This window comes from Neorhizobium sp. PAMB6630 (assembly GCF_058242775.1).
On sequence record NZ_CM177836.1, the window covers coordinates 3,213,996 to 3,236,744 of the forward strand.

Below are 22,749 nucleotides of genomic sequence, written 5' to 3' on the forward strand. Positions count from 1 at the left end.
AGATTTGGTTTTATGCGGAGGCATCGTTTCAAACGCGCCGAATGGCAGCGCCCGACCGTGCATTGAAGCCGCTGGCGGGGTATTTCATCTAAAAATGGCCCGGACGGCCGTTAACCGGCTCACAATCCGGATCAGCGCCGAATTCATGGCTACTTGGAAAAAGGCCTAGCTTTGCACCAGCGCCAGCACTTTCACCTTGTCGAACAGCTGCGGCTCTTCATGCAAAATGTATTCAAGATTGTTGCGGGCAGTGCGGGCATGTTCGCGCGCGATGGCTTCGGCGCGGCTTCCCTCGCGCTGCTCCACGGCGCGGATCAGCGCCCGGTGCTGCTCCTGCGCGGTGCGCAGCGAACGGCGGAAGGTTGCGATATTGGACCGATCCGGCAGAAAGGCAGAGGGCGAGGCAAAGGGTAACGCACTTGCCCGCTCCACCTCGCGGCGAATGACGTCACTCCCGGCGAGGCCGGCCATCTGTCGGTGAAAGATGGCGTTGAGATCGGCGTATACGTCGAAATTCACGTCATCAGGCATGTCGCCGAAACAGCCGTCCAGTTGCGCCAGCGTCTGCTTGATGTCGGCAAGCAGGGCCGGTTCCACGCCGCGTTCGGCAGCAAGGCGCGCTGCCATGCCCTCCATCACGCCGCGCACCTCGATGGAATCGACCACATCGGCCAGCCCGAAACGGCGCACGATAAAGCCGCCGCTCGGCAGCCGGTCCAGCAGACCTTCCTCGGCCAACCGTGACAGTGCCTCGCGGACCGGCGTGCGGGAAATTTCCAGAAGCTCGGCAAGCGGCACCTCGAACAGGCGCGTTCCACCAGCGATTTCGCCGCTGAGGATCCGCTCGCGAAGTTCGATCACCGCGCGCCTGCCATGTGTTGCCGCTTCTACCTGCTTCATCAACGATCAGCCCCCGCCCCATTCACAGGCCACGCCTGCATTCCTGTATCCATATCACGTGCAAAAAAGGAATGACAATCAACGGCTGAGGCCGTGGGGCCCTGCTGCACATCATGGCCTGTATACAGGGATGCAGGCGCTACAGCCTATTTCGTAAACACCACCGTCTTGTGCTTGTTGATCAGCACGCGATCCTCCAGATGGAAGGAGACGGCGCGGGCCAGCACGCGCCGCTCGATATCGCGGCCCTTTCGCACCAGGTCGTCAGGCGTATCGGCATGGCTGACGGGCTCCACATCCTGGCAGATGATCGGCCCTTCATCGAGATCGCCGGTGACATAATGGGCGGTGGCGCCGATCATCTTGACGCCGCGCGTGTGCGCCTGGTGATAGGGTTTTGCGCCCTTGAAGCCCGGCAGGAAACTGTGGTGAATATTGATACAGCGGCCGGACAGAAAGCCGGAAAACTCATCCGAGAGGATCTGCATGTAGCGCGCGAGAACCACCAGTTCAGCACCGGTCTCTTCCACCAGACGGCGGATGGCAGCCTCCTGCTGCGCCTTGTTTTCCTTCGTCACCGGCAGGTGGTGATAAGGAATAGTGCCGAGCAGCGTGAGGTTCAGCGCCTCGCGCGGATGGTTGCCGACAATGGCGACCGGATCGAGCGCCAGTTCGCCGATCCGCGTGCGATACAGAAGATCCCCCAGGCAATGGTCGAATTTGGAGACCATCAGCAGCACCTTGCGCTTCTCACCGGCCGGCCGCAGCGTGATATCGAGCCCGAAACCGGCAATTTCGGCCTGAAGGGCTGCGCGCACCGCATCGGGGGAGGCCTCCATGCGAAAGGCCACGCGCATGAAGAACATGCCGGTTTCGGCATCATCGAACTGGTGCGCCTCGGTGATATCACCACCATGCGCGGCAAGTTTTGCCGCAACGGCTGCCACGATGCCGCTGCGATTGTCACACCGCAGCGTCAGGATGTAATCGCTCATCAATTTTCCTCCGGAACGGCGGATGCCACCGCTCATCATGCAAAATTCAGCCCGTCAAGCGGCCTTCGCGTGGCGCTGTGCGCCATGGCATCACGCCTTTGACGCGGCCCCTGGCACGACTGGCGGGGTGCCGTGGGTGTGAAAGGTCTCTATGGTTTTCAGGCCCCAGGCCTGGCCCTTCTTGCGCTCGGTCTCCGTCCACGTCACGGTCGGCCAGTCCGGCCGCAGGATGAGGCGCGCCCCGGCATTGGCAAGCTCCACCCGGTTGCCGGCGGGCTCCCACACATAAAGAAAGAACGTGCCCTGGATGGCGTGTTTGTGTGGGCCCGTTTCGATATGCACGCCGTTTTCGAGAAAGATGTCGGCGGCGCGCAAGATGTCCTCGCGCTGATCCACCGCATAGGTGACATGGTGGAAACGGCCGGTGGCGCCGGTGTGATCCTCCGAATAGGCGATGTCATAGGTCTTGTTGTTGACGGTGAACCAGCAGCCGCCGAGCCGGCCATTGTCGAGCAGGATCTGTTCCGTCACCCGGCTGCCAAGCGCTTCCACCATGAAATCGCGGATCTTGCTGACATCCTTTGCCAGAAGGTTCAGGTGATCGAGCCGGCGCGGCGAAGCACCGCGCCCATGATAACGCTGGGCAATGTTCTTCAGCGCCGGCTTTTCGGCAGGCGGCGCCTCATAGACGCGCGTCTCCCAGTAAAGTTCAAAGATGTGGTCATCGGGATCGCGAAACCGGTAGGCGCGGCCATGGCCCTCATCACCGTCCACCCATCCGATGCCGCAGCCCATGGCCTCGATAACCGCGACCCGCCGATCGAGTGCTGCCTGCGAACTGGTGCGGTAGGCGACATGGCCGATGCCCGTCGTGTGGTGGCGGGTGAGCTTCAGCGTGTGAAACTCGTAATCGTCGAATGCCCTCAGATAGGCGGTGTCCTCATCGGAGAATGTCGCCGTCAGGCCATAAACCCGCGTGAAAAAGGCGAGGCTTTCCTCGAAACGGTCGGTATAAAGCTCGACATGACCGAGATGCGCGACATCAAAACAGGGTTCGCTCATGACCGGCGCCCTCTCCCGACCTGTCGCGACACCCCGCGCAAAAACAGCGCCTGTCCGAAAACTGCATTCATAACCGTCCCTCCCAAGACACTATGCATGCACCGCACCCTCACGTTAAAAAACGCGGGCGCGATTGCAAGGAAGGTGCCACGGCACCCTGCCCTTCAACGTCAAGACTGCCAGAAGCTGGCGAGGACCGCAAGTTATGAATACATGAATTTCCATGCAGCTGCGGAAATCGTCTTTCCTGACGTCCAAAAACGCCGAAACGCCGGATTTTATCGGCTTAAACTGAATCTTGATTTACGACCCGGTAATTTCATGTATACATTTATCTCCGGGAGTTATGGAGGATGAGGATGGATATGCGCATCAACCAGCAGGACCGGGCCACGGAGGAAAGTGCTGTCCGTTCGCCGCGCCTCCTCGACCAATGGTCAATCGAGGTCATGCCGCGCACGGCGGCAAAAATCGCCGATTTCAGGACGCTTCTGCCGGAGCGTACCCGCGTCTACATCGCCCATATCGAGGGCACGCCGGTGGAAGACATGGTGGCGACCGCCAAACGGCTTCACCGCGAGGGTTTTCCCGTGATGCCACATATCCCGGCACGCTCCATCGAAAGCCGGGCCGCCCTTGAGGATCTGCTCAACCGCTATCGCAGCGAGGCCGATGTGCGCCAGGCGCTGCTTCTGGCCGGCGGAAATTCAAGCCCGCGCGGCAGTTTTGAAAGCTCGCTCGACCTGATCGAGACCGGCCTGTTCGACGCCATGGGTTTTACCGACCTGCACGTGGCCGGCCACCCGGAGGGCAACCGCGACATCGACCGCGACGGCTCCACCACCGTCATAGACCGGGCGCTCGCAACCAAGCAGGATTACGCAAACCGTACCGATGCCCGCATGGCCATCACCACGCAATTTGCGTTCGATGCGGCTGGCGTGACGGCCTGGGCGGAACGCATTGCAGCGCTCGGGGTGACGCTGCCGATCCATGTGGGGATTGCCGGGCCGGCAAAAATCCAGACACTGATCAAATACGCCATCTCCTGCGGCGTCGGACCGTCGTTGAAAGTCCTGCAGAAGCGCGCGATGGACGTGACCCGCCTGCTCGTTCCCTATGAACCGACCGAACTGGTGGCAGCACTGGAACGATACAAGCGCGAAAATCCTGGAAGCCTGATCGAGCGCATCCACGTCTTCCCGCTCGGCGGCATCGAGCCGGCCGCAAACTGGTGTAAGCGCGAAAGCCGCAGCTGACACCACCCCCCTGAGGAAAACAGAGCAAGAAAAACGGCAGGCAAATGATCCGCCTGCCGTCGTCATTATAGCGATGTATAGTTCAGGCGCCGATCAGGACGCGGGCGTCAGCGTAACCGACGTGCCTGTTGCTGCGACATTGAGGCCGAGCTGTCCGGTCACGCTGACCGTCTGAAGATGGATCGAGCCCGAGGTGCCACCAACGAGAATATTGGCACCAACGCCTGCCACCACGGTCGCTTCCGCCGTAATGCCCTGGTAAAGGCCGGCAAGCGAACCCGGATGATAACCGGCGGTCGGCGCAAAGACAGCCCAGATCAGGCGGCTCTTGGTGGTGAAGCCGAGATCGACACCCATCTTGCGGATCGTGCCGGTATACTGCTCGACAGGTTCACCGCCCATTGTCGAGGTAAAGGCGCAGGTCGCAGCCTTGGCAGACCCGATGACGTAACCGACGCCGCCTTCGATGGCGCAATCGAGATACCCGATCCGCACACCGCCGCGCTGACCTTCGGAATATTCCGGCACACGATCCTGATAACGCACGGCATCAGCCGCCAGCGCAGCACCTGCACCCTGCAATACGGTAACGGCAGCCAAAGCCGCAGCAACACTCTTATTCATCCCTGTACTCCAATCATCTTGTTCTTGGCCTTCGGGCAGCTTTGCCACCCGACGACACATGACGCTTAAACGCATGTGTTCCACGATTGATCCCACCGCATGGCAAAAAGAGGGCCGCAAAGACACATCGAGAGACCCAACGGCCTGCGAGCAGACTTATCCAGCTATCACGGCAGCAGTGTCGAAGGACTGAAAGACTGACAGACGAACCCCATCAAGCACGCCGGAGGCTGACACCCGGAGCCGGTCCAGCGGCTTAGATCTGTCATGGATTTTCCACGGCGTATATTACGCTTTCATAATTCCTTCAGCCAAATCTCTTCTGAAAATCCCTGTACCGGATTCGCCACACATTTCGATTTGCTTTGGAATATGTTTTACGATCCATTAAATTAATAGGTGACACTGATTATGATCCGGAATATGAAGTATTGAATTCAGCTGTTTATTTGCTTTTCAATATTGAGTGGGGTGGTTTCAGTGGCGGCGACTGATATGCACAAGGAAGAACCTCTTGTGGCTTTTGACCACGTGGCTTCGCTTTGGTCTTATCCAGGTGATGTGTCTGAACAAGGCCGGTTTGAAAACAGGTCTGCGGTCAGCAAGGCCCTTCATCTGTGCCTGAAGAGGTGCCTTGATATTGCAGCTTCTCTGGCTGCGCTCATCGTGCTGGCGCCATTGCTGCTTCTGGTAGCGCTGATCATCCGCCTGGAAAGCAAGGGTCCGGTTCTTTTCAAGCAGACGCGCTGGGGCCAGGGTTGCAAGCCGATCCGGGTTTACAAGTTCCGCTCCATGTATACGGACCGCTGCGATCCGAGCGGCGTAAATCAGACGGTGAAGGACGATCCGCGCATCACCCGCATGGGCCGCATCATTCGCCGCACCAATATTGACGAGCTTCCGCAATTGCTGAACGTGCTGAAGGGCGAAATGTCTCTGGTCGGCCCTCGTTGCCATGCCATCGGCATGCTGGCGGCAGGCGTGCCTTACGAGGAACTCGTACGGCAATACCATCGCCGTCACCTTCTGAAACCCGGCATTACTGGTCTTGCGCAGATGCGCGGCCTACGCGGACCGACCGACCGTCCCTCCAAGGCACGTGCCCGGATTGCCTGCGACCTCTATTATGTCGAAAACTTTTCCATATGGCTCGACCTGAAAATCATTATCGGCACCATCCGTTCCGAGTTGTCCGGCGGACAGGGTTTCTGACGAGGCCTCTCGCCAGAGAGCCCTTGCATTGTGGCGCAACATCTTTCATCACGCACCAACAGGATTGCCCAGCAGTGCGGTCATAATTGCTCTTTGGCCGCAATTCTTGACGACACAGCGGAGCTGCTCGGCATGGAATATGTTTACGGTGTCGCCGCTCAGGACTTGCGGCGGCCGAGGCAATAAGCCAATTCTGCTGCCGCTCCAGGTCTGGCCGTGCGGCCAGTTCAGATCGACATATCATTGCCGGAGATCGACATGAGCCAGAAAATCATTCCCGTCATCATGGCTGGCGGAAAGGGAACGCGGTTGTGGCCCCTGTCGCGCTCAAGTGCGCCCAAGCAATTCATAAAGGTGACCGGCGACAAGACGCTTTTCCAGTTGACGCTGGAGCGGGTGGCAGACCGCGACATCTATGAAGCCCCTGTTGTCATCACCAATCAGGACTTTCGTTTTCTGGTGGCGGAGCAGGCACGTGAAGCGGGACTGGAACTGTCGGGCATCCTTCTGGAGCCGGTGGCGCGCAACACCGCGCCGGCCATCGCTGCGGCTTGCGCTTTCCTCGGCGAGCGGTTCGGCTCGGAGGCCGTCCTGCAGCTTCTCGCGTCCGATCACGAAATCGACGCAGGCGCGGACTATCTGGATGCCATCCGGCTTGCCCACCGGACAGCACTTTCGGGCAAGGTCGTGACGTTCGGCATCACGCCGACGGAGCCTGCAACCGGATATGGCTATATCGAAGCAGGCGAAACCCTGGAAACGGGCGCTCGTGCCGTCAAGCGTTTTGTCGAGAAGCCGGCGCTTGAACGCGCCGAGGAAATGCTTGCCGCGGGCGGGTTCTACTGGAATTCCGGCATCTTCATGTGCCGGGTTGATCTCCTGCTTGGGGAACTCCAGCAATTTGCCCCCAAGGTTGCCGAAGCTGCCCTCGCCGCCGTCGAAAACGCCCGTCGCGACTTGGATTTCATCCGCCTCGACCCCAAGAGTTTTTCGGCAAGCCCGGATATTTCCATCGATTATGCCGTCATGGAGAAGACCGCGAACGCAGCTGTCGTTCCCTCGAAGTTCGCATGGTCGGACCTGGGAAGCTGGGATGCCGTGTGGAAACTCGGCGAAAAGGATGCCGGCGGCAATGTCGTGCTGGGCAATGCAACTGTGATCAACACCGAAAATTCATTGATCATCTCGCGCTCCAGCCATCTTGCCGTACAGGGCCTGAAGGATGTTGCCGTTATTGCCAGTGAAGATGCGGTCTATATTGGCAGGCTGGAGGATAGCCAGGAGGTCGGCAAGCTGGTGAAGCAACTGGCATCGGCTGCCACGACATCCGCATTGACGGAAACGCATCCGACCTCCTATCGCCCCTGGGGTGGCTATACGTCGCTGCTCAACGGCGAACGTTTTCAGGTCAAGCGGTTATTCGTCCTGCCGGGCAAAAAGCTGTCGCTGCAGCGCCACCATCACCGCGCCGAACACTGGGTCTGCGTCAAGGGTGTCGCCGAAGTCACTGTCGGCAGCGAAGTGAAACTCCTGCGCGAGAACGAGTCTGTTTACATTCCGCAAGGCGAGTTGCATCGGCTTCACAACCCCGGCAAGATCCTGCTGGAAATGGTCGAAGTACAGAGTGGATCTTATCTCGGCGAGGATGATATCGTGCGCATAGAGGATGAGTTTGGGCGCGACAAGGTTTAAGCCCTCCGCAGGCTCACGAGGATTGCATCACAAGCACTTTCAATCGACCCTGAATTATCATTCCCGGCGTTGCGAGACGACCGAGACAATTCCGGGAAATCCGTCTTGATGAGGAATAGTATATGCGAATAGTCATGGTTGGTTCAGGCTATGTCGGCCTGGTATCGGGTGCGTGTTTTGCCGATTTCGGCCACGAGGTCGTCTGCGTCGACAAGGCCGAGGAAAAGATCACCGCGCTGAACAAGGGCGTGATGCCGATCTATGAGCCGGGCCTCGATCTGCTGGTGGGCAACAACGCCTCCTCTGGTCGCCTGTCGTTTACGACGGATCTCGGCCCGGCGGTCGAAGCGGCGGATGTGGTGTTCATCGCTGTGGGCACCCCTTCGAGACGCGGCGACGGTCATGCCGATCTGAGCTACGTCTATGCGGCGGCCGCGGAAATTGCCCAGTCGATCAAGGGCTTCACCGTCGTAGTCACCAAGTCAACCGTGCCTGTGGGCACGGGCGACGAGGTCGAGCGGATCATTCGCGAGACCAACCCTACCGCTGATTTTGCCGTCGTCTCCAACCCGGAATTCCTGCGGGAAGGTGCCGCCATCGACGACTTCAAGCGTCCCGACCGCATCGTCATCGGCCTGTCCGACGAGCGAGCCCGCAGCGTGATGACGGAAGTCTACCGGCCGCTTTACCTCAATCAGTCGCCGCTGGTCTTTACCGGCCGTCGCACGTCCGAACTGATCAAGTATGCGGCAAACGCGTTCCTTGCCATGAAGATCACCTTCATCAACGAAGTGGCCGATCTTTGCGAAAAGGTTGGCGCGGATGTGCAGGACGTGTCGCGCGGCATCGGCCTTGATGGGCGTATCGGTGCAAAATTCCTGCATGCGGGGCCGGGTTACGGCGGTTCCTGCTTCCCCAAGGACACGCTGGCACTGGTGAAGACGGCGCAGGATCATGACAGCCCCGTTCGTCTGATCGAAACGACGATTGCCATCAACGACAATCGCAAGCGTGCCATGGGACGCCGCGTGATCAATGCTCTCGGCGGCGACGTCCGCGGCAAGAAGATTGCGCTGCTCGGCCTGACGTTCAAGCCGAACACGGATGACATGCGCGACAGCCCCGCCATTGCCATTGCCCAGACATTGCAGGATTCCGGCGCTATCGTCTCCGGTTATGATCCGGAAGGTATTGAGAACGCTCGCCAGTTGCTCAACATCGACTTTGCCTCCGGCCCTTACCAGGCAGCCGAAGGTGCGTCTGCCCTGGTGCTGGTGACGGAATGGAACGAGTTCCGTGCGCTGGATCTGGCGCGACTGAAATCGACCATGGACACACCTGTTTTCGTCGACTTGCGCAATGTCTACCGCGCGCCCGAAGTGGAAGCCCACGGCTTCACCTACCACGGCGTCGGCAAGGCCGATTGATCTGGTCGCAGCGCCGTGGTCTTTCAAACACGGCGCTGCACCGGCCAAAACCACGATCACCGCCAGGGCACAAAAGAGCGCCCTGGCGACTCAAGCAATTGATTATTCGATCAGGCTCGTTTCGCCCTGAAACAGCTTTAGAACCGACAGCCGGCCCGTTGCATAGGCACAGGTGTCGATGCCGATACGGCTAATGCCGAATTCCGGCTCCATGACCGGCGTGTGACCGTGAACGACGATCAGCGGCTGCTCCGGTCCGCGTGAGATAAACGGTTCGCGGATCCACAAAAGATCTTCATCACTCTGCTCCTCAAGGGCCAGACCGGGCCTTATCCCCGCGTGAACGAACAGATGGTCCCCCAGCCGAAGCGTGGTGGGCATGTTGCGCAGGAAATCGACATGAAAAGCCGGAACGGATTCATCCAGAAGCCGCTTCAGTGCCACCATGTCGATCCTGTCGCGCTTCTGGATAAGTTCGATATCGATGCCATAGGACATCAATGTTTCGCGCCCGCCGAACTCCAGCCATGTCGGCACGGACCGAGGGTCCTCGATGAACTTCAGGAACATCTCGTCATGATTGCCGCACAGGGCCAGCCGGCGCAGGCCACGCGCGCTCGGTTTCGCCAGATGGGCGAGAACCGCAGACGAGTCCGGCCCACGGTCGACATAATCCCCCAGCAAAACGACAAGGCCCGGCAGGTTGCTGGCAGCCATATCGGCGGCGATCCGCGCCTCTGCATCCTGTAGTTCCTTCAGGCAACCGTGGACATCTCCGATAGCATAGACCGCGTAGCCTGGAGATCTGTGACCGAGATCGATCCGCGAACGAGAACTGATAGGCCTTGCAACGTCTCCACGCGCATTCAGCCAATCCACCATTTTACGAACGAAATTCAAACGTCACCTGCTATCCAATCCCAAGTCAGACTTTTCCTCGAAGTCCATCGCCACCTGTTTTAGCAGAACAGCGATCAACTTTGGCAGTTCTTATGCAGCCATCTCCCAACTTGGCGCTTCAGAAGCGATTGAAACCAGAGAAGCAAGCCAACGGCAACCATTTGCTCCACCGCAAACACGTCATTTTCATCGCCTGCTGCATATCATGGCCCTTGCCCGAGCCGCCCGGACTTTGACGAGAGCACGCCGGGTTTCTCGACATTACCACCTGCTCGAAACCGGAGGGCCGAAAGTGGCGGCGGCACATAGGCCCGAAGCCCGCCGCGCTGCGCCAGCAGATTGAAGCGGCTGGGATCGCTGAATTCGGGACGAAAGCTTAGTCTCTGGGTCCCCATGTAATAATAGAATGGCTGCCAGTCTCTTATTTTCGTGTCGAGAGCGGCGAAAATTTCCTCACTCAGCGCAAGGGATTGCAGCGCCTTCCTCAACATCTGCAAGCCCTCGCTGGCAATTTCGGTGCCGTCCGACCCTGACTTGCTGAACTTGGCGCGCCACGCAATGATATCTCCGTGTGCATCGCCACGGATCTGGAGGAATATCGACGGGGCTTCCGGCTCCTCAGACGCTTTCCAGAACATGACACATTGCCATATGCCATCATTTTCCGTGGTAAACTGCGGCGGTTCCTGAGCCGTAACAGCAAGGTCAAGGCATCGCTGATCCGGCAATTGAAACGGCACGATCATGTCATGCACCAATCCAGCCGGCGGGCGAAATGGCCATAATCTTGCTGACCTCACTCCCGTTTTGGGCAGATCCCGCTTCGGCGCATCGGCTGTTCTTGTCGAGTAATCGATCCCAAGACGATGCATCACAATTTTGAGATTTCGCCCATCATTGGCAAGGAGAACGACAGCAAGCGTGACGCCGATCACCAGGCTCAACCAGATGGCGAGGCCGCGGCGCTTGGGCGGCCGCGGCGGAAGAACCGAAGCTTCTTGGCTGCTGCCATCGGACATATCAAACAGACATTCAATCGGAAACACCACAGGTGTTCTTCAGGTGTATCAGCATTGATCGATGGTCAAGTCAAACCTTCATCATCTGCGAAAAACCCGACTATATCTATCAGATCAAGCGTGCCTGTCGTTCGACGCGAAGGACAGGCACTTTTCTGAAAGGCCTGAGCCTGTGCCGGATCCTGATCGAATTCGCGCTGTAACACCGGAGGCACGGCCAAAGGGGCATGGCCCTCTATGCCGCTCAACCGTTGTTGGTAAGGTCATTCCAGAACAGGGGATTTGTATCCGACTGGATTTTCAGCCAGCGGAGGTCTGTGTCGCGCCAGTTGCGAATGTCGTTGCTGCGGTTATCGAGCACAAGATCACCGCTATCGGTGCTGACAACCAGAACCGCATGCCCATTGTTGTTGGGTGTCACGGTCACGGCAACGCGCAGCTTGTTCGCTGGCCATCCGAGCTTCACCAGCCTGCTGCGTTTGGTGAGCACGTAATCCTCACAGTCACCTCTTTGGACATTGATGCTCCACTCATCGTGTCCAGCAACGTCATTTTCTGGCTTGATGTCCCGGTTGACCTGGAAGTTGACCCGCCTCAGCTCGCGCAGCAGCAAGGGCGTCAGCACCAAAGTATCGGCGCGATTGTCGTCCCGACATTCTTCACCATGCGCGACGCAGAAGCTGACAAATGCATAGGGAGCAAGCGTTGGCTTTGTCGCTGGAATGCGCAGGGATCCTTTGGGCGCAGGAGCGGCCAATCCGGCGGGGCCGACTGCCCAAGAGGAAGACACGTTTCCCGCAAAGATAACGGCAGCAAAGGCTGCCAGCATAAGCTTCTTCATCGCCAGACCTCGTTGCAAAGAGATGCAAACCTGCGTCTGCACCTCGTGCCTCCGTTCTAGGCGGGGAAAAATGATGGGCGCTTAAGTGGAAAGTTCAAATTTTAGACGTGACGCATTTTATGGTGCTGTACCGCTTGCGCCCGCCTCGCGGGATTTTGGCTGAAAAGTGGCTGAAAAGTAGCATTTTGTATTTTGATGCAGTGTTATTTATGCTAGCAGCAATATCGCGTTCACTTATATTCTGCACAGGCAGGCCAGTGGCAGGTTGAAGAGAGCATTGGCGATGCAGCAGAATCTTCCAAAGAAACGTGCGACGCCCTCGGCCGAGAGCACCGATTACAGCATCGTGGCCCGTTGGCTGCGAAACCTTTCCATCGGTTTGTTTCTATCGTCGCTCTGCACGGTTTATCTGTCGCATGGAGCTGTTTATCCGGAAGCCTTGACCATCAGCACCTTGCTGATGTCGCTTTGTCTCGTGATTGCCTATTTCACTCTTGGCATTGCCGCACCCACCCGTACGTTCTTTCTGATTGTTCTATCGATCTGGGCATCGGTGGTGGTCTGGACCATAATGCAGTCGATGCCGCTGCCGGCAGGGATCCCAGGCAATGCCGCATGGCGAGTTCTCCAGGAGGCGGGAATTGCGGCATCGCACTCCATATCGCCTGCGCCAGCCGACACACTTTGGGCCCTTGGCCCGATCAGCCTGCCAGCTATGGCGTTGTTGTGTGTCTTGCTGCTCTTTCGGCAGGAGGGGGAAATCGAACGTGCCATGACGGTTTTTTGTGCGGCGGGTGGCTTGATGGCGGCCTTCTCACTCATCCAGTTCGTTGCATTTCCCAAGTCATTGATGCTTGCCGAAAAGCAGTACTACCTGGGCTCTCTTACCGCTCCCTTCGTCAACCGCAATACGGCCGCCACCTTCTACGGCGTGACACTTGTCGCGATGATTTCCCGTTTCAGGGGCATAAAGGTCCGGCTGATACCCGGTAGCGACGTCTTTTATCGACGCGACGGGTGGACGCCGATCAATGCAGCCCTTTGGCTTCTGCTCGGGCTCATCACGCTTTCGGCTCTCGTGCTGACACAATCACGCGGGGGTGTCCTGGCCACCGCGCTGGCGCTTACATGCCAGATCGGTGCCAGCGCCTTCTTTCGATTCCAGATGCCTTCCGGTGGCACCCTCCCGACGGTTCGCGCACCAGCCTCCTGGCGGCGCGTCCTTCAAGCGGCGGCTCTTGCCGCCTTATCGGTTCTGGTCATCGGCTTTTTCGCCGGCCGAGTTCTGTTGAGAGCGCAAGTGCAGGGGCTGGAAGACGGGCGCCTTTGCGTCATGCCGGGCATACTGTCCGCGATCCGGGACCATGCCCTCGTTGGCATCGGCAGCGGCGCATTTCCGGCTGTCTTTCCGGCCTACCGGGATGCCGCCTGCGGTCTTGCCGGTTACTGGCCAATGGCCCACAATTTCTATCTGGACGGAATCTTGGCCTTAGGGCTGCCGTTTGTGTTGCTGGCGACAGTTTTCTTGGCGACCATAACCTTTTCATTCTGGACTGGAATCAACCGCCGCCGCAGCAAGCGGCTTATAGTTGTCGGGGCAGCATCCGCGACTATTCTTGTCTTGATACACTCAGCCACGGATTTTTCGATGCAGATACCGGGCTTTTCAGTATGGTGGGTTTTGTTTATAGGACTTTCGATCGCCGTGAGCTATGGTCGCAGAACGACGGTTAAAATGAAAAATTAACCAAATTTTGTTGTTTATTTGCTACATGCATATTCAAGTTACCTGTAAAATAGTGCGCCGCAATAAAAAATTCTGGCGCGACTGGAATATCCGATATTTAGTATAAACAACCTCTCAATGACGCGGTGGGAAATAATGGGGATGATGGTAAATCGTATTTTATCGATTGCAATGGCGGGTTTGCTTGCAAGCTGCACGTCGTTGCCCCGGTCAGGGCCGGACCAGCGTGTGGTTGGCACCAACGCTTCGGTAACGGTGGGCACTGGCGACCAGAAGGTCGGCATTGATTATGCTCTCGTGGATATCAACAAGGCGGTTCTCGATCACATCTCAACCGCCGCTGAAGGTAGTCTTCGCGGAGGTTTTGGGGCGTCTCGCGACGGCGTCCCTGATATTGTGCTTGGCGTTGGTGACGTCGTGCAGGTGTCTGTTTTTGAAGCCCAGGCTGGCGGCTTGTTCATTCCGGCCGATGCGGGAGCAAGGCCCGGCAATTACATCACCCTGCCAAGCCAGACCGTCGATCGTCAGGGAAACTTGACGGTTCCATACGCTGGCACCGTTCGTGCCGCCGGAAAGCCTGTCCATGACGTGCAGATCGAAATTGCCAGCCGATTGGCCAATCGCGCCATTGAGCCACAGGTCGTAATCTCCGTAAGCGAAAGCCGCTCGATGGAGGCTTCTGTCCTCGGCGACGTGAATTCGCCGAAGAAGATCACGCTCAGCCCTGCGGGCGAGCGTGTGCTGGATGTCATCTCGGAAGCCGGCGGCCTCAGCGCCCCAGCCGCTGAGACGTCCATCTCGCTTCAGCGCCGTGGCAGGCAGGCCGAAGTTGCCTATAATACACTGGCGCGTAATTCCGCCGAAAACATCTATGTTCAGCCCGGCGACACTATTCTCGTACGGCGCGAGAAAAGGACATTTCTCGCATTTGGTGTTACCGGCCAGAGTGGAAGCTTTGATTTCGAAGATTCAAACCTGATGCTGGGTGATGGGCTTGCCAAGGCAGGCGGATTGCTGGATGACAAGGCAGAACCGCAATCCGTTCTTCTGTATCGCACCGTCAACAAGAGTTTTCTGACTAAACTTGGTGTTGATACGGCCCGCTTCAAATCCGAAGAAGTTCCGGTGATCTTCCGGGCAAACCTCAGAGATCCCTCAGGTTTCTTCGCAGTGCAGAAATTTCCCATGCAGAATAAAGATGTGCTATACGTGTCCACGTCTGACGCTGTCGAGTTGACCAAGTTCCTGACAATTTTGAACTCTGCTACGTCTTCAGTGTCCAATATCGTCGATACGCGTGACAACATTCGCAATTAACGAAAAAACCAATTGGCTCTAGCCAGAGGCAATTGAAGTTTTATAGTCAACCAGGCTGCTGATGGATGTATTCTTCAGTATCCGGATACGTTCGAAGAGGATCGCTCTCATGGGCACTATATTGAAGAAATCTCAGATCATCGTTTCCGGCCTGGCGATGTTGATTGCTGGAAATGCAACTGCACAGACTCCAGCACAGCAGCCGGCGCCGGCTCAGCAGCAGGCGCCGGCGCCACAACAGGCTCCGGTAGCGCCGGCTTCTGCCGAACAGCTGGCGGCGTTCCTGGCCAATCCGCAGAGCATTCTGACCCTGCCGGAGGAGGAACTGGCAGCGCTCGTTGCATCCCTCTTGCTTGCAGCGACGGCAGAGGCAAAATTGACCGAAACCCTGACTGCACTTCAGGCGGCGGCGCTTACCGCAAGCCCAGCGCAAGCAGCAGCGTTGGTAACGGGCACAAATTTGGCGACCGCAGCATTGGCCGCCAATCAAAATCAGGCCGCCGCAGCCCAGATTCAGGTTGCCGTTGCCTCCAGCACGCAGTTGGCATCGGCTGCTGCGCAGGTCAATGCGGCTACCGAGACGCAGACGGCTGAAACTCCAACAGCGGCCCCGGCTCCTGGCGCCATTGCGGGAGCGGACACTGCGGCCGCAGGTGGCCTCACTGGCACACTTGGTGGTGATGCGGGTGCTGGCGGTGATGCGGCCGGGGGGCAGACGGGCGGCGGCGGACAGACGGCGTCGACCACGACAACGACAAGCAGCGGATCCGGTACGTTTTCCGGTGCAGGCGGAGGAAGCTCGTCGGGCAGCAACAACAATGGTGGTGGCGGGACCTCCGTAAGCCCGACCACCAACGGATAATACGTCAACTTTCTTCATGATTAGGATTGCCCGGTGAACCAGCACCCTGTTTTCGTCACCAACCAAGATGCCGGTCAGGGTGATTCGTTTGCCAAGGAAATAAACATCGACCAACTGCTGGCGATTGCTCGGCGGCAGTGGGTTGTTGTTGCCGCAGCTGTCGTTCTCATGTTGGCTGTGGGTGTCGTGTATTTGCTGACTGCCGTCCCGCTCTACACGGCCTCGACAAGCGTTCTCATCGACCGCGGCAACAGCGAGGTTGTGCAGCAATTATCCACGATCGGTGGCGTGCTCGACGACGAGGCATCGGTGCTGAGCCAGGTCGAGCTGTTGAAATCCGACACCATCGGTTTGGCGACGGTTGATCGCCTGAAGCTTCAGGATAATGCGCAATTCATGTCTTCCGGCGGCTCGCTCGTGGGAACAGCGACATCGAGCGTAAAGGCACTTCTTGCTTCCATCGGGCTATCTTCCAAGTCCAGCGGCGAATTTATAGATCCTGCCGAAGCAAAGCGGCGGTCGGCTCTGTCGCGCCTTCAGGATAACCTTGCCATTCAGCGCGTCGGTCGCGCCTACGTTCTGGAAATCGCGGTTACGTCACCTTCACCGAGCTTGGCTGCGACTATCGCAAACGCAGTTGCGGAATCATACATCAACGACAAGCTCGATGCAAAATACGAAGCGACTAGGCGTGCCGGTGAGTGGCTTCAGGACCGAATAGAAGAGTTGCGGCAGCAATCGCTGGCATCAGATCTTGCCGTTCAGAAATTCAGGGCCGCCAATGGTCTGGTAACGGCTGGCAATGGCCTCGTGTCGGACCAGCAACTGACTGAACTGAACAGTGCCTTGATTGTTGCCCGCGCCGACACGGCTCGTGCGCAAGCCCGTTATGACCGCATCCAGGAAATCCTCGCCAGTGGACAGACGGACGCCATCGTGACGGACGCCCTGGACAGTTCCGTAATCAACACACTTCGCCAGAAGTATCTTGAAGCCTCCAAACTCGAGTCGGAGATTACAAGGAGACTGGGCCCGGACCACGTTCAGGCGGTTCGTCTGCGCCAGGAAATGTCCGAATATAATCGATTGATGTTTGATGAACTGAAGCGTATTGCGGAAAGCTATCAGAGCGAACTGGAAGTTGCACGCTCTCGCGAACGCAACATCACAGAAGGGGTCGTGAAGGCAACAAGTGTCAGCGTCACCGCAAGCGAAACGCAGGTCCAGTTGCGCGAATTGGAACGCTCTTCGGAAGCCTATAAGAACCTTTACCAGACCTTCCTGCAACGTTATCAGGAGGCTGTTCAGCAGCAATCTTTCCCGGTGACCGAGGCACGTATCATTTCGAAAGCAGTCGGACCAGCTGCTCCCAGCAGCCCGCGCAAGCCATTGGTCATCGCGATTTCAGTTCTCTTCGGCTTGATGATCGGCGCCGGCATTGGAGCATTCCGCGAATTTCGTGACCGCTTCTTCCGCACAGGGGACCAGATCAGAGATATTCTCGGGGTGGAATATCTTGGAGCCACGCCGGCAATCGTCAAGAAAACAGACACTTCGGTGACTGCGCCCGTTGACCGGGAGGTTCATTTCCGCAACAGCGTGTCAAACTTTGCGATGAATTATCCGCTCTCATCCTTTTCTGAGACCCTTCGCAGTTGCAAGATTGCCATTGATCTTAACATCGCCAAGGCGAGCAAGATCGTGGGCCTGGTCTCCACTCTCCCGGGTGAAGGCAAATCCACCATCGCTCTTAATCTGGCGCAGGTACTTGCAAAAAGCGGCAGAACCCTGTTGATCGACACGGACCTGCGCAATCCTGGCACCACACGTGCAATCGGCCAGCATGCACAGGCCGGTCTGATCCAGGTACTGACGGAAGGTTTGCCCTATACGTCCGTCCTCCTGCATGATGCAGCCTCGGGACTGGATGTTTTGCCTGTCGTGGTCAAGCGTCGGATTACCCATTCATCGGAACTGCTGGCATCTCCCCAGATGCACCAGCTGCTGAGCCGGGTGTCTGCGGAGTATGATTATGTCGTGCTTGACCTTCCTCCGCTCGCGCCTGTGGTGGATGCACGTTCCATTGCGGCACGGATAGACGGCTTTATCATGGTCGTCGAATGGGGTGTCGTGTCGCGCAAGGTCGTCCAGCAGACACTGGCTTCGGAACGTCAAATTGCCGAACGGACACTCGGCGTCGTTCTCAACAAGGTGGACGTCCAGAAGCTGAAGCTCTATCGCGAATACGGATCATCGGACTATTACAGCTCGCGTTACAGTTCCTATTATGTTGATCATGAAACGTGAGACTGTCATTGCCGCCGTATTGGCGGCGGTTCTGATAGCGGTCAATTTCTCGCAGATCCGGTTTCTGCCGATCGCGGCGGAATTTCGTGATCTCATGCAGCTGAGAAAGCTTGCCTATGCGGGGGAACCATTGTCGGCCCCCGCTGTCGATGACGCTTTAAGCAGGGCCGATGCCATTGTTGCCTCGTGCGATCACGATGGCATTATTGCTCTTGTCGACCTTCTAACTTGGCAGGCAGACAGGATTACCCCGCGCGAAAATCGCGAGGCTTGGCTCGAAAAGCTGAGGCGGATCGATGAAGTCTCGGTCAAGGGCCTGCAATGCCAGCCCACAAACGGTTTTCTGTGGGCACGCCTGGCCTTTGCCCGATGGTTTCTAGGGCGTCCTGCAACCGAGCAGGCCATGCTGCTCGGATACTCGCAGAGCTACGCGCCTTCAGAAATGGCCTCGCTGACCGCGCGCATGACCCAGTGGAAGCGTGTATCCGGTGCCGTACTGGATCTGGCGCACGACCATGTCGAGGCCGATATCCGCACCCTCCTCAATTATGCCCCAACGCGCACCGCGTTCGAACAGCTCTCGGATCTGCCCCCGCCGCTTGCTGACGTGCTCAAATCGCAATTGCCACTTCTTCCACCCGAACGCCTGGAAATGCTTTTGAAGATCTCCGGAGCAGAGAAGGTCTTTGCTCCCGAGTGACGCTTCGTCACCGGTGAATGCACAGAAATCCAGAGCTGGCTCGTTGGCCACGGCCTGATGGCTGCCGCACGATCATGGCTTCAGACCTGTCGCAACACCCGCCTGACGGAACCGAGCAACAAGCCGGACAACTGGCATTCGTCCGGCCCTTGCTTTCAAAACCAACTCAGCGGCCATTACGCTTGCGCGCTAACCAGCCTTACCAGAGGTCCACGTGGCGATTGACGTCCTTGTACAGAAGGTAACGGAAACGGCTGGGCCCGCTGGCATAACAGGCCTGTGGGCAAAACGCGCGCAACCACATGAAATCGCCAGCTTCGACTTCCACCCAATCGGTGTTCAGGCGGTAAACGGCCTTGCCTTCCAACACATAGAGACCGTGTTCCATCACATGGGTTTCCATGAAGGGAATGGTGCCACCCGGCTCAAACGTGACGATGTTGAGATGCATGTCGTAGCGAATGTCGGAGGGATCGATGAAGCGCGTCGTGCCCCAGGCGCCGTTGGTATCGGGCATGTGAGCGATCTCATGCTCGCTTTCGTGGGAGAAGATGGCCGGCGGCAGATCAAGTCCTTCAACAGCCTGGAATACCTTGCGCACCCAATGAAACTTGGCCGGTGCTGCCGAGGTGTTTTCGACCGTCCATTGCGCTCCGGCCGGAAGATAGGCGAAGGAGCCGGCGCGCAAGGCATTCGGCTTTCCGTCCAGCGTGATGGTCATTTGTCCCTCGACAACGAAGATGGCCGCCTGCGCTTTAGAATTCGGCTCCGGTTGCGCGCTTCCGCCGCCGGGCGCCACTTCCACGATATACTGTGCAAACGTCTCCGAAAAACCGGTCATTGGCCGCGCGATGATCCAGGCACGGCTGTCGGTCCAGTGCGGCAACAGGCTGGTAACGATATCCGTCATCACGGTGCGCGGAATGACGGCATAGGCCGTTGTAAACACCGCTTTGCTGGAGAGAAGCTCCGTCTGGCCCGGCAGGCCGCCCATGTTCGCGTAATATCGTCTGGTATCCATCAAACCGGTTCCCGTCATTTTGCCGTTTTCTGCGCGGCATCCGGAACTGTCATATCGCCAAGTGAGGACAAGGCCAAGATGAGACACGCAGTCTCGTATAGGCCGGACGGCGGTGGAGAACGAGCGCTCCCGTCATCTGTCCACCAGGAACAGCAGAGAGACGCGGCTATTGAAGCTCATGGGTCAGACCCTTCGGCCAACGCTTGCGCCGCCGTCATCCTGGCAAGTGTCGCCGGTGCGGAGGACGCCGGCAATTTGAGGCCGAAGCCGTGCCCGCAATGCGCAGCAAAAGCTCTATGCAGTTTCGCCGGCACTACCCCGGTCTTAGACCAAAGTCGTTCTGATCCGTATATGCGCGCTATGCTAAATATCATTCCATCGTGTGCTGCCGGAGCGATGTAGATGGCAGGACACGCAATACGGATCCGGCGAAAGTCGGCTCTGCGTCATGAGGGGGCGAACCGCGCAAGCGGAACGTTGAACCGCGGCCGGTGAGAGGACCGGATCGCGGCGCATACGGCACGGATGTGGCGTGTGCGGATCGATGGGATCAGCGAATTTGGCCGGCCGGGAGGCCGGAAACTGGAGGAGGCATTACATGGCAGCGACGGATATGAACGTCAGGGATCGTTCGCGTCCCATGACCGCTGACGAGAGGAAGGTCATCATGGCCTCCTCCGCGGGGACGATCTTCGAGTGGTACGACTTTTATCTTTACGGCTCACTTGCGGCGATCATCGGCGCGCAGTTCTTTACGTCGTTTCCGGAAGCGACGCGAAACGTCTTTGCCCTTCTGGCCTTTGCCGCGGGCTTTATCGTACGCCCGTTCGGCGCGCTGGTCTTCGGCGCGCTCGGCGATATCGTCGGGCGCAAATACACCTTCCTGATGACGATCCTGATCATGGGTCTGTCCACCTTCCTCGTCGGCCTTCTGCCTGGCTACTCAAGCTGGGGGGCGGCCGCGCCGATCATCCTGATTGCGCTGCGCATGCTGCAGGGGCTTGCCCTTGGCGGTGAATATGGCGGTGCTGCGGTCTATGTGGCCGAACATGCGCCTTCCAATCAGCGCGGTTATTTTACCGCCTTCATTCAGACGACGGCAACGCTTGGGCTGTTGCTCTCGCTGGTGGTGATCCTTGCCGTGCAGGGTTATGTCAATGCCAACTGGGGCGCGACGCCGGTTCTCGATGCGGCCGGTGCTGCGGTGATGAACCCGGACGGAACGGCAAAGATGATCAAGGCCTTTGATCTCTGGGGCTGGCGCGTTCCGTTCCTCGGCTCGATCTTCCTGCTACTCATCTCGCTTTACATCCGCATGCAGATGAACGAATCCCCTGCCTTCAAGAAGATGAAGGAAGAGGGTGCGGCCTCCAAGGCACCTCTGCGGGAAGCTTTCGGCACCTGGAAGAACGGCAAGATCGCGCTGATCGCCCTGTTCGGCCTCGTGGCTGGCCAGGCCGTGGTCTGGTATTCCGGACAGTTCTACGCGCTGTTCTTCCTGCAGAATGTTATCAAGGTCGATAGTTTCACTGCCAACGTTCTGGTGGCATGGTCGCTCATCCTCGGTACTGGCGGCTTCCTGGTCTTCGGTGCCCTGTCGGACCGTATCGGCCGCAAGCCGATCATTCTAGCCGGTTGCCTGATTGCAGCCCTCACCTACAAGTTCGTCTTCCCGCTGCTGACCGAAATGGCAAATCCTGCGCTGCATGCGGCACAGCAGAGCCAGGTCGTCGTCACCGCAGCGCCGAATGACTGCTCGTTCCAGTTCAACCCGACGGGTACGGCCAAGTTCACCTCGTCCTGCGATATCGCCAAGGCGACGCTCGCACGCAGCTCGGTGAACTATTCGACGGTCGAAGATCCGGCAGCCACGGTGGCGCAGATCAAGATCGGCGAAACCGTCATTCCCTCCTATGACAGCGCAACGCTTACCGGCGATGCCCTGAAGACTGCACCTGCCGGCTTTAACAAGGCTGTTACAACCGCACTTACCAGCGTTGGTTATCCGTTGTCGGCAGAAGCCAACACCACGGTTGCCCGGGCGCAGAACTTCTTCGACATCTTCACCGGTCAGAAGATCGCAGTCGTCCTGATCCTCACCTATCTGATCATCCTGGTAACGATGGTCTACGGACCGATTGCAGCCATGCTGGTCGAACTCTTCCCGACCCGCATCCGCTATTCCGGCCTGTCGCTGCCATACCATATCGGCAATGGCTGGTTCGGCGGCCTGATGCCGGCAACCGCCTTCGCCATTTCGGCGCAGTCAGGCAACGTCTACGGCGGCCTCTGGTATCCGATCATCATCGCCGGTGCGACCGTGGTCATCGGCGCGCTGCTGGTGCCTGGGAACACCCACAAGAAGGACATCTTCTCCGATTGAGCGGGATCTCCTGAACGCATTTTAAGAAAATCGAAGGGCCGGGCAGAAAATGCCCGGCCCTTCTGCATTGATCCTGCGAAACGGCATTTGCTGAAATGTGCAGCCTACTTGCGGCGCCTTTCCCACACGAACCAACCGCCAAGGAAAACCGCGAGGATGATGGCATTGGCGACGATGCCGCAGAGAATGGAAAAGAGCCGCGTACTGCCCTCGGGATCCACTGTCGCACCTGTTGTCAACGGCAGCAGAATGGCGATGAACACAACGCCCATGGCAAGAGGCGCCCGCATGCCCATCTCCCGGCGGGTCCTTATCGCCGTGAGGAGAAGAAAGAAAATCAGACCGATCCGAAACGGATCGATAATTTGCGAGACAAGAAACTCGATCATACTGGAACACCCCTCCTAACCCACTGACACCGTTGCATGAACGGCGCTCCTGAACAAGCGCGGGTGGCACGAAAAAGCCGGCGAGGCTTGCG

The 22,749-nt window shown here is 58.1% G+C and carries 19 protein-coding genes; 10 read left to right on the plus strand and 9 right to left on the minus strand.

Annotation, left to right across the window (positions count from 1 at the left end; genetic code table 11):
• Positions 1–165: 165 nt before the first annotated feature.
• From AC4CWF_RS15335 to AC4CWF_RS15345, 3 genes are all read right to left on the minus strand, one after another.
• Positions 166–900 carry a GntR family transcriptional regulator gene (locus AC4CWF_RS15335; RefSeq protein WP_491282501.1) on the minus strand — a complete coding sequence of 245 codons (735 nt, stop codon included), beginning with the start codon at positions 898–900 and terminating at the stop codon, positions 166–168.
• A 146-nt stretch (positions 901–1,046) separates the two neighbouring features.
• Positions 1,047–1,895: a formyltetrahydrofolate deformylase gene (purU, locus tag AC4CWF_RS15340; RefSeq protein WP_491282502.1), complete on the minus strand. Its 849-nt coding sequence runs from the start codon at positions 1,893–1,895 to the stop codon at positions 1,047–1,049.
• A 90-nt stretch (positions 1,896–1,985) separates the two neighbouring features.
• A complete protein-coding gene (locus tag AC4CWF_RS15345; RefSeq protein ID WP_491282503.1) occupies positions 1,986–2,957 on the minus strand; it encodes a VOC family protein in 972 nt (323 codons plus the stop codon).
• Positions 2,958–3,316: 359 nt separating this feature from the next.
• On the opposite strand from AC4CWF_RS15345, the gene AC4CWF_RS15350 reads away from it, so the two are divergent.
• Positions 3,317–4,216: a methylenetetrahydrofolate reductase gene (locus AC4CWF_RS15350; protein WP_491282504.1), complete on the plus strand. Its 900-nt coding sequence runs from the start codon at positions 3,317–3,319 to the stop codon at positions 4,214–4,216.
• 93 nt (positions 4,217–4,309) lie between these two features.
• Here the strand turns inward: AC4CWF_RS15350 and AC4CWF_RS15355 are convergent, their stop codons facing one another.
• The gene (locus tag AC4CWF_RS15355) at positions 4,310–4,840 is read right to left on the minus strand and encodes a DUF992 domain-containing protein (protein WP_491282505.1); all 531 of its coding nucleotides are present in this window, start codon (positions 4,838–4,840) and stop codon (positions 4,310–4,312) included.
• Positions 4,841–5,401: 561 nt separating this feature from the next.
• Between AC4CWF_RS15355 and AC4CWF_RS15360 the strand changes: the two genes are divergently transcribed.
• From AC4CWF_RS15360 to AC4CWF_RS15370, 3 genes are all read left to right on the plus strand, one after another.
• The gene (locus AC4CWF_RS15360; protein WP_491282506.1) at positions 5,402–6,052 is read left to right on the plus strand and encodes a sugar transferase; all 651 of its coding nucleotides are present in this window, start codon (positions 5,402–5,404) and stop codon (positions 6,050–6,052) included.
• A gap of 258 nt (positions 6,053–6,310) precedes the next feature.
• Positions 6,311–7,744, plus strand: a complete 1,434-nt coding sequence (locus AC4CWF_RS15365) for a mannose-1-phosphate guanylyltransferase/mannose-6-phosphate isomerase (RefSeq protein WP_491282507.1) — start codon at positions 6,311–6,313, stop codon at positions 7,742–7,744.
• 122 nt (positions 7,745–7,866) lie between these two features.
• Entirely contained in the window at positions 7,867–9,171 is a 1,305-nt protein-coding gene (locus AC4CWF_RS15370) for a UDP-glucose dehydrogenase family protein (protein ID WP_491282508.1), read from the plus strand.
• Positions 9,172–9,273: 102 nt separating this feature from the next.
• Here the strand turns inward: AC4CWF_RS15370 and AC4CWF_RS15375 are convergent, their stop codons facing one another.
• From AC4CWF_RS15375 to AC4CWF_RS15385, 3 genes are all read right to left on the minus strand, one after another.
• Positions 9,274–10,053 carry a metallophosphoesterase family protein gene (locus AC4CWF_RS15375; protein ID WP_491285423.1) on the minus strand — a complete coding sequence of 260 codons (780 nt, stop codon included), beginning with the start codon at positions 10,051–10,053 and terminating at the stop codon, positions 9,274–9,276.
• A gap of 221 nt (positions 10,054–10,274) precedes the next feature.
• Positions 10,275–11,120 (minus strand): DUF6030 family protein, encoded by an 846-nt coding sequence (locus tag AC4CWF_RS15380; RefSeq protein ID WP_491282509.1) that lies wholly within the window; start codon positions 11,118–11,120, stop codon positions 10,275–10,277.
• Between the two features lie 214 nt (positions 11,121–11,334).
• Positions 11,335–11,973, minus strand: coding sequence for a transglutaminase-like cysteine peptidase (locus AC4CWF_RS15385; RefSeq protein ID WP_491282510.1), 639 nt, complete (start codon positions 11,971–11,973; stop codon positions 11,335–11,337).
• Between the two features lie 241 nt (positions 11,974–12,214).
• Here AC4CWF_RS15385 and AC4CWF_RS15390 point away from each other — a divergent pair, with 241 nt between their 5' ends.
• The 5 genes from AC4CWF_RS15390 (at position 12,215) to AC4CWF_RS15410 (ending at position 18,864) form a co-directional block, all read left to right on the plus strand.
• Complete coding sequence (locus AC4CWF_RS15390; RefSeq protein ID WP_491282511.1) at positions 12,215–13,678, plus strand: O-antigen ligase family protein; 1,464 nt, start codon at positions 12,215–12,217, stop codon at positions 13,676–13,678.
• Positions 13,679–13,819: 141 nt separating this feature from the next.
• Positions 13,820–14,995, plus strand: coding sequence for a polysaccharide biosynthesis/export family protein (locus AC4CWF_RS15395; RefSeq protein ID WP_491282512.1), 1,176 nt, complete (start codon positions 13,820–13,822; stop codon positions 14,993–14,995).
• A 61-nt stretch (positions 14,996–15,056) separates the two neighbouring features.
• A complete protein-coding gene (locus tag AC4CWF_RS15400; protein WP_491282513.1) occupies positions 15,057–15,857 on the plus strand; it encodes a hypothetical protein in 801 nt (266 codons plus the stop codon).
• Positions 15,858–15,890: 33 nt separating this feature from the next.
• The gene (locus AC4CWF_RS15405; RefSeq protein ID WP_491282514.1) at positions 15,891–18,164 is read left to right on the plus strand and encodes a polysaccharide biosynthesis tyrosine autokinase; all 2,274 of its coding nucleotides are present in this window, start codon (positions 15,891–15,893) and stop codon (positions 18,162–18,164) included.
• A complete protein-coding gene (locus tag AC4CWF_RS15410) occupies positions 18,154–18,864 on the plus strand; it encodes a hypothetical protein (protein WP_491282515.1) in 711 nt (236 codons plus the stop codon). The genes AC4CWF_RS15405 and AC4CWF_RS15410 overlap by 11 nt, the downstream gene beginning before the upstream one ends.
• 199 nt (positions 18,865–19,063) lie before the next feature.
• Here the strand turns inward: AC4CWF_RS15410 and AC4CWF_RS15415 are convergent, their stop codons facing one another.
• On the minus strand, positions 19,064–19,885 hold the full coding sequence (locus AC4CWF_RS15415; protein WP_491282516.1) for a bifunctional allantoicase/(S)-ureidoglycine aminohydrolase: 822 nt from the start codon (positions 19,883–19,885) through the stop codon (positions 19,064–19,066).
• A gap of 640 nt (positions 19,886–20,525) precedes the next feature.
• On the opposite strand from AC4CWF_RS15415, the gene AC4CWF_RS15420 reads away from it, so the two are divergent.
• Positions 20,526–22,268 (plus strand): MFS transporter, encoded by a 1,743-nt coding sequence (locus AC4CWF_RS15420; protein ID WP_491285424.1) that lies wholly within the window; start codon positions 20,526–20,528, stop codon positions 22,266–22,268.
• 104 nt (positions 22,269–22,372) lie between these two features.
• Here AC4CWF_RS15420 and AC4CWF_RS15425 read toward each other — a convergent pair whose 3' ends face one another.
• Positions 22,373–22,657 (minus strand): hypothetical protein, encoded by a 285-nt coding sequence (locus AC4CWF_RS15425; RefSeq protein ID WP_491282517.1) that lies wholly within the window; start codon positions 22,655–22,657, stop codon positions 22,373–22,375.
• Positions 22,658–22,749: the final 92 nt, after the last annotated feature.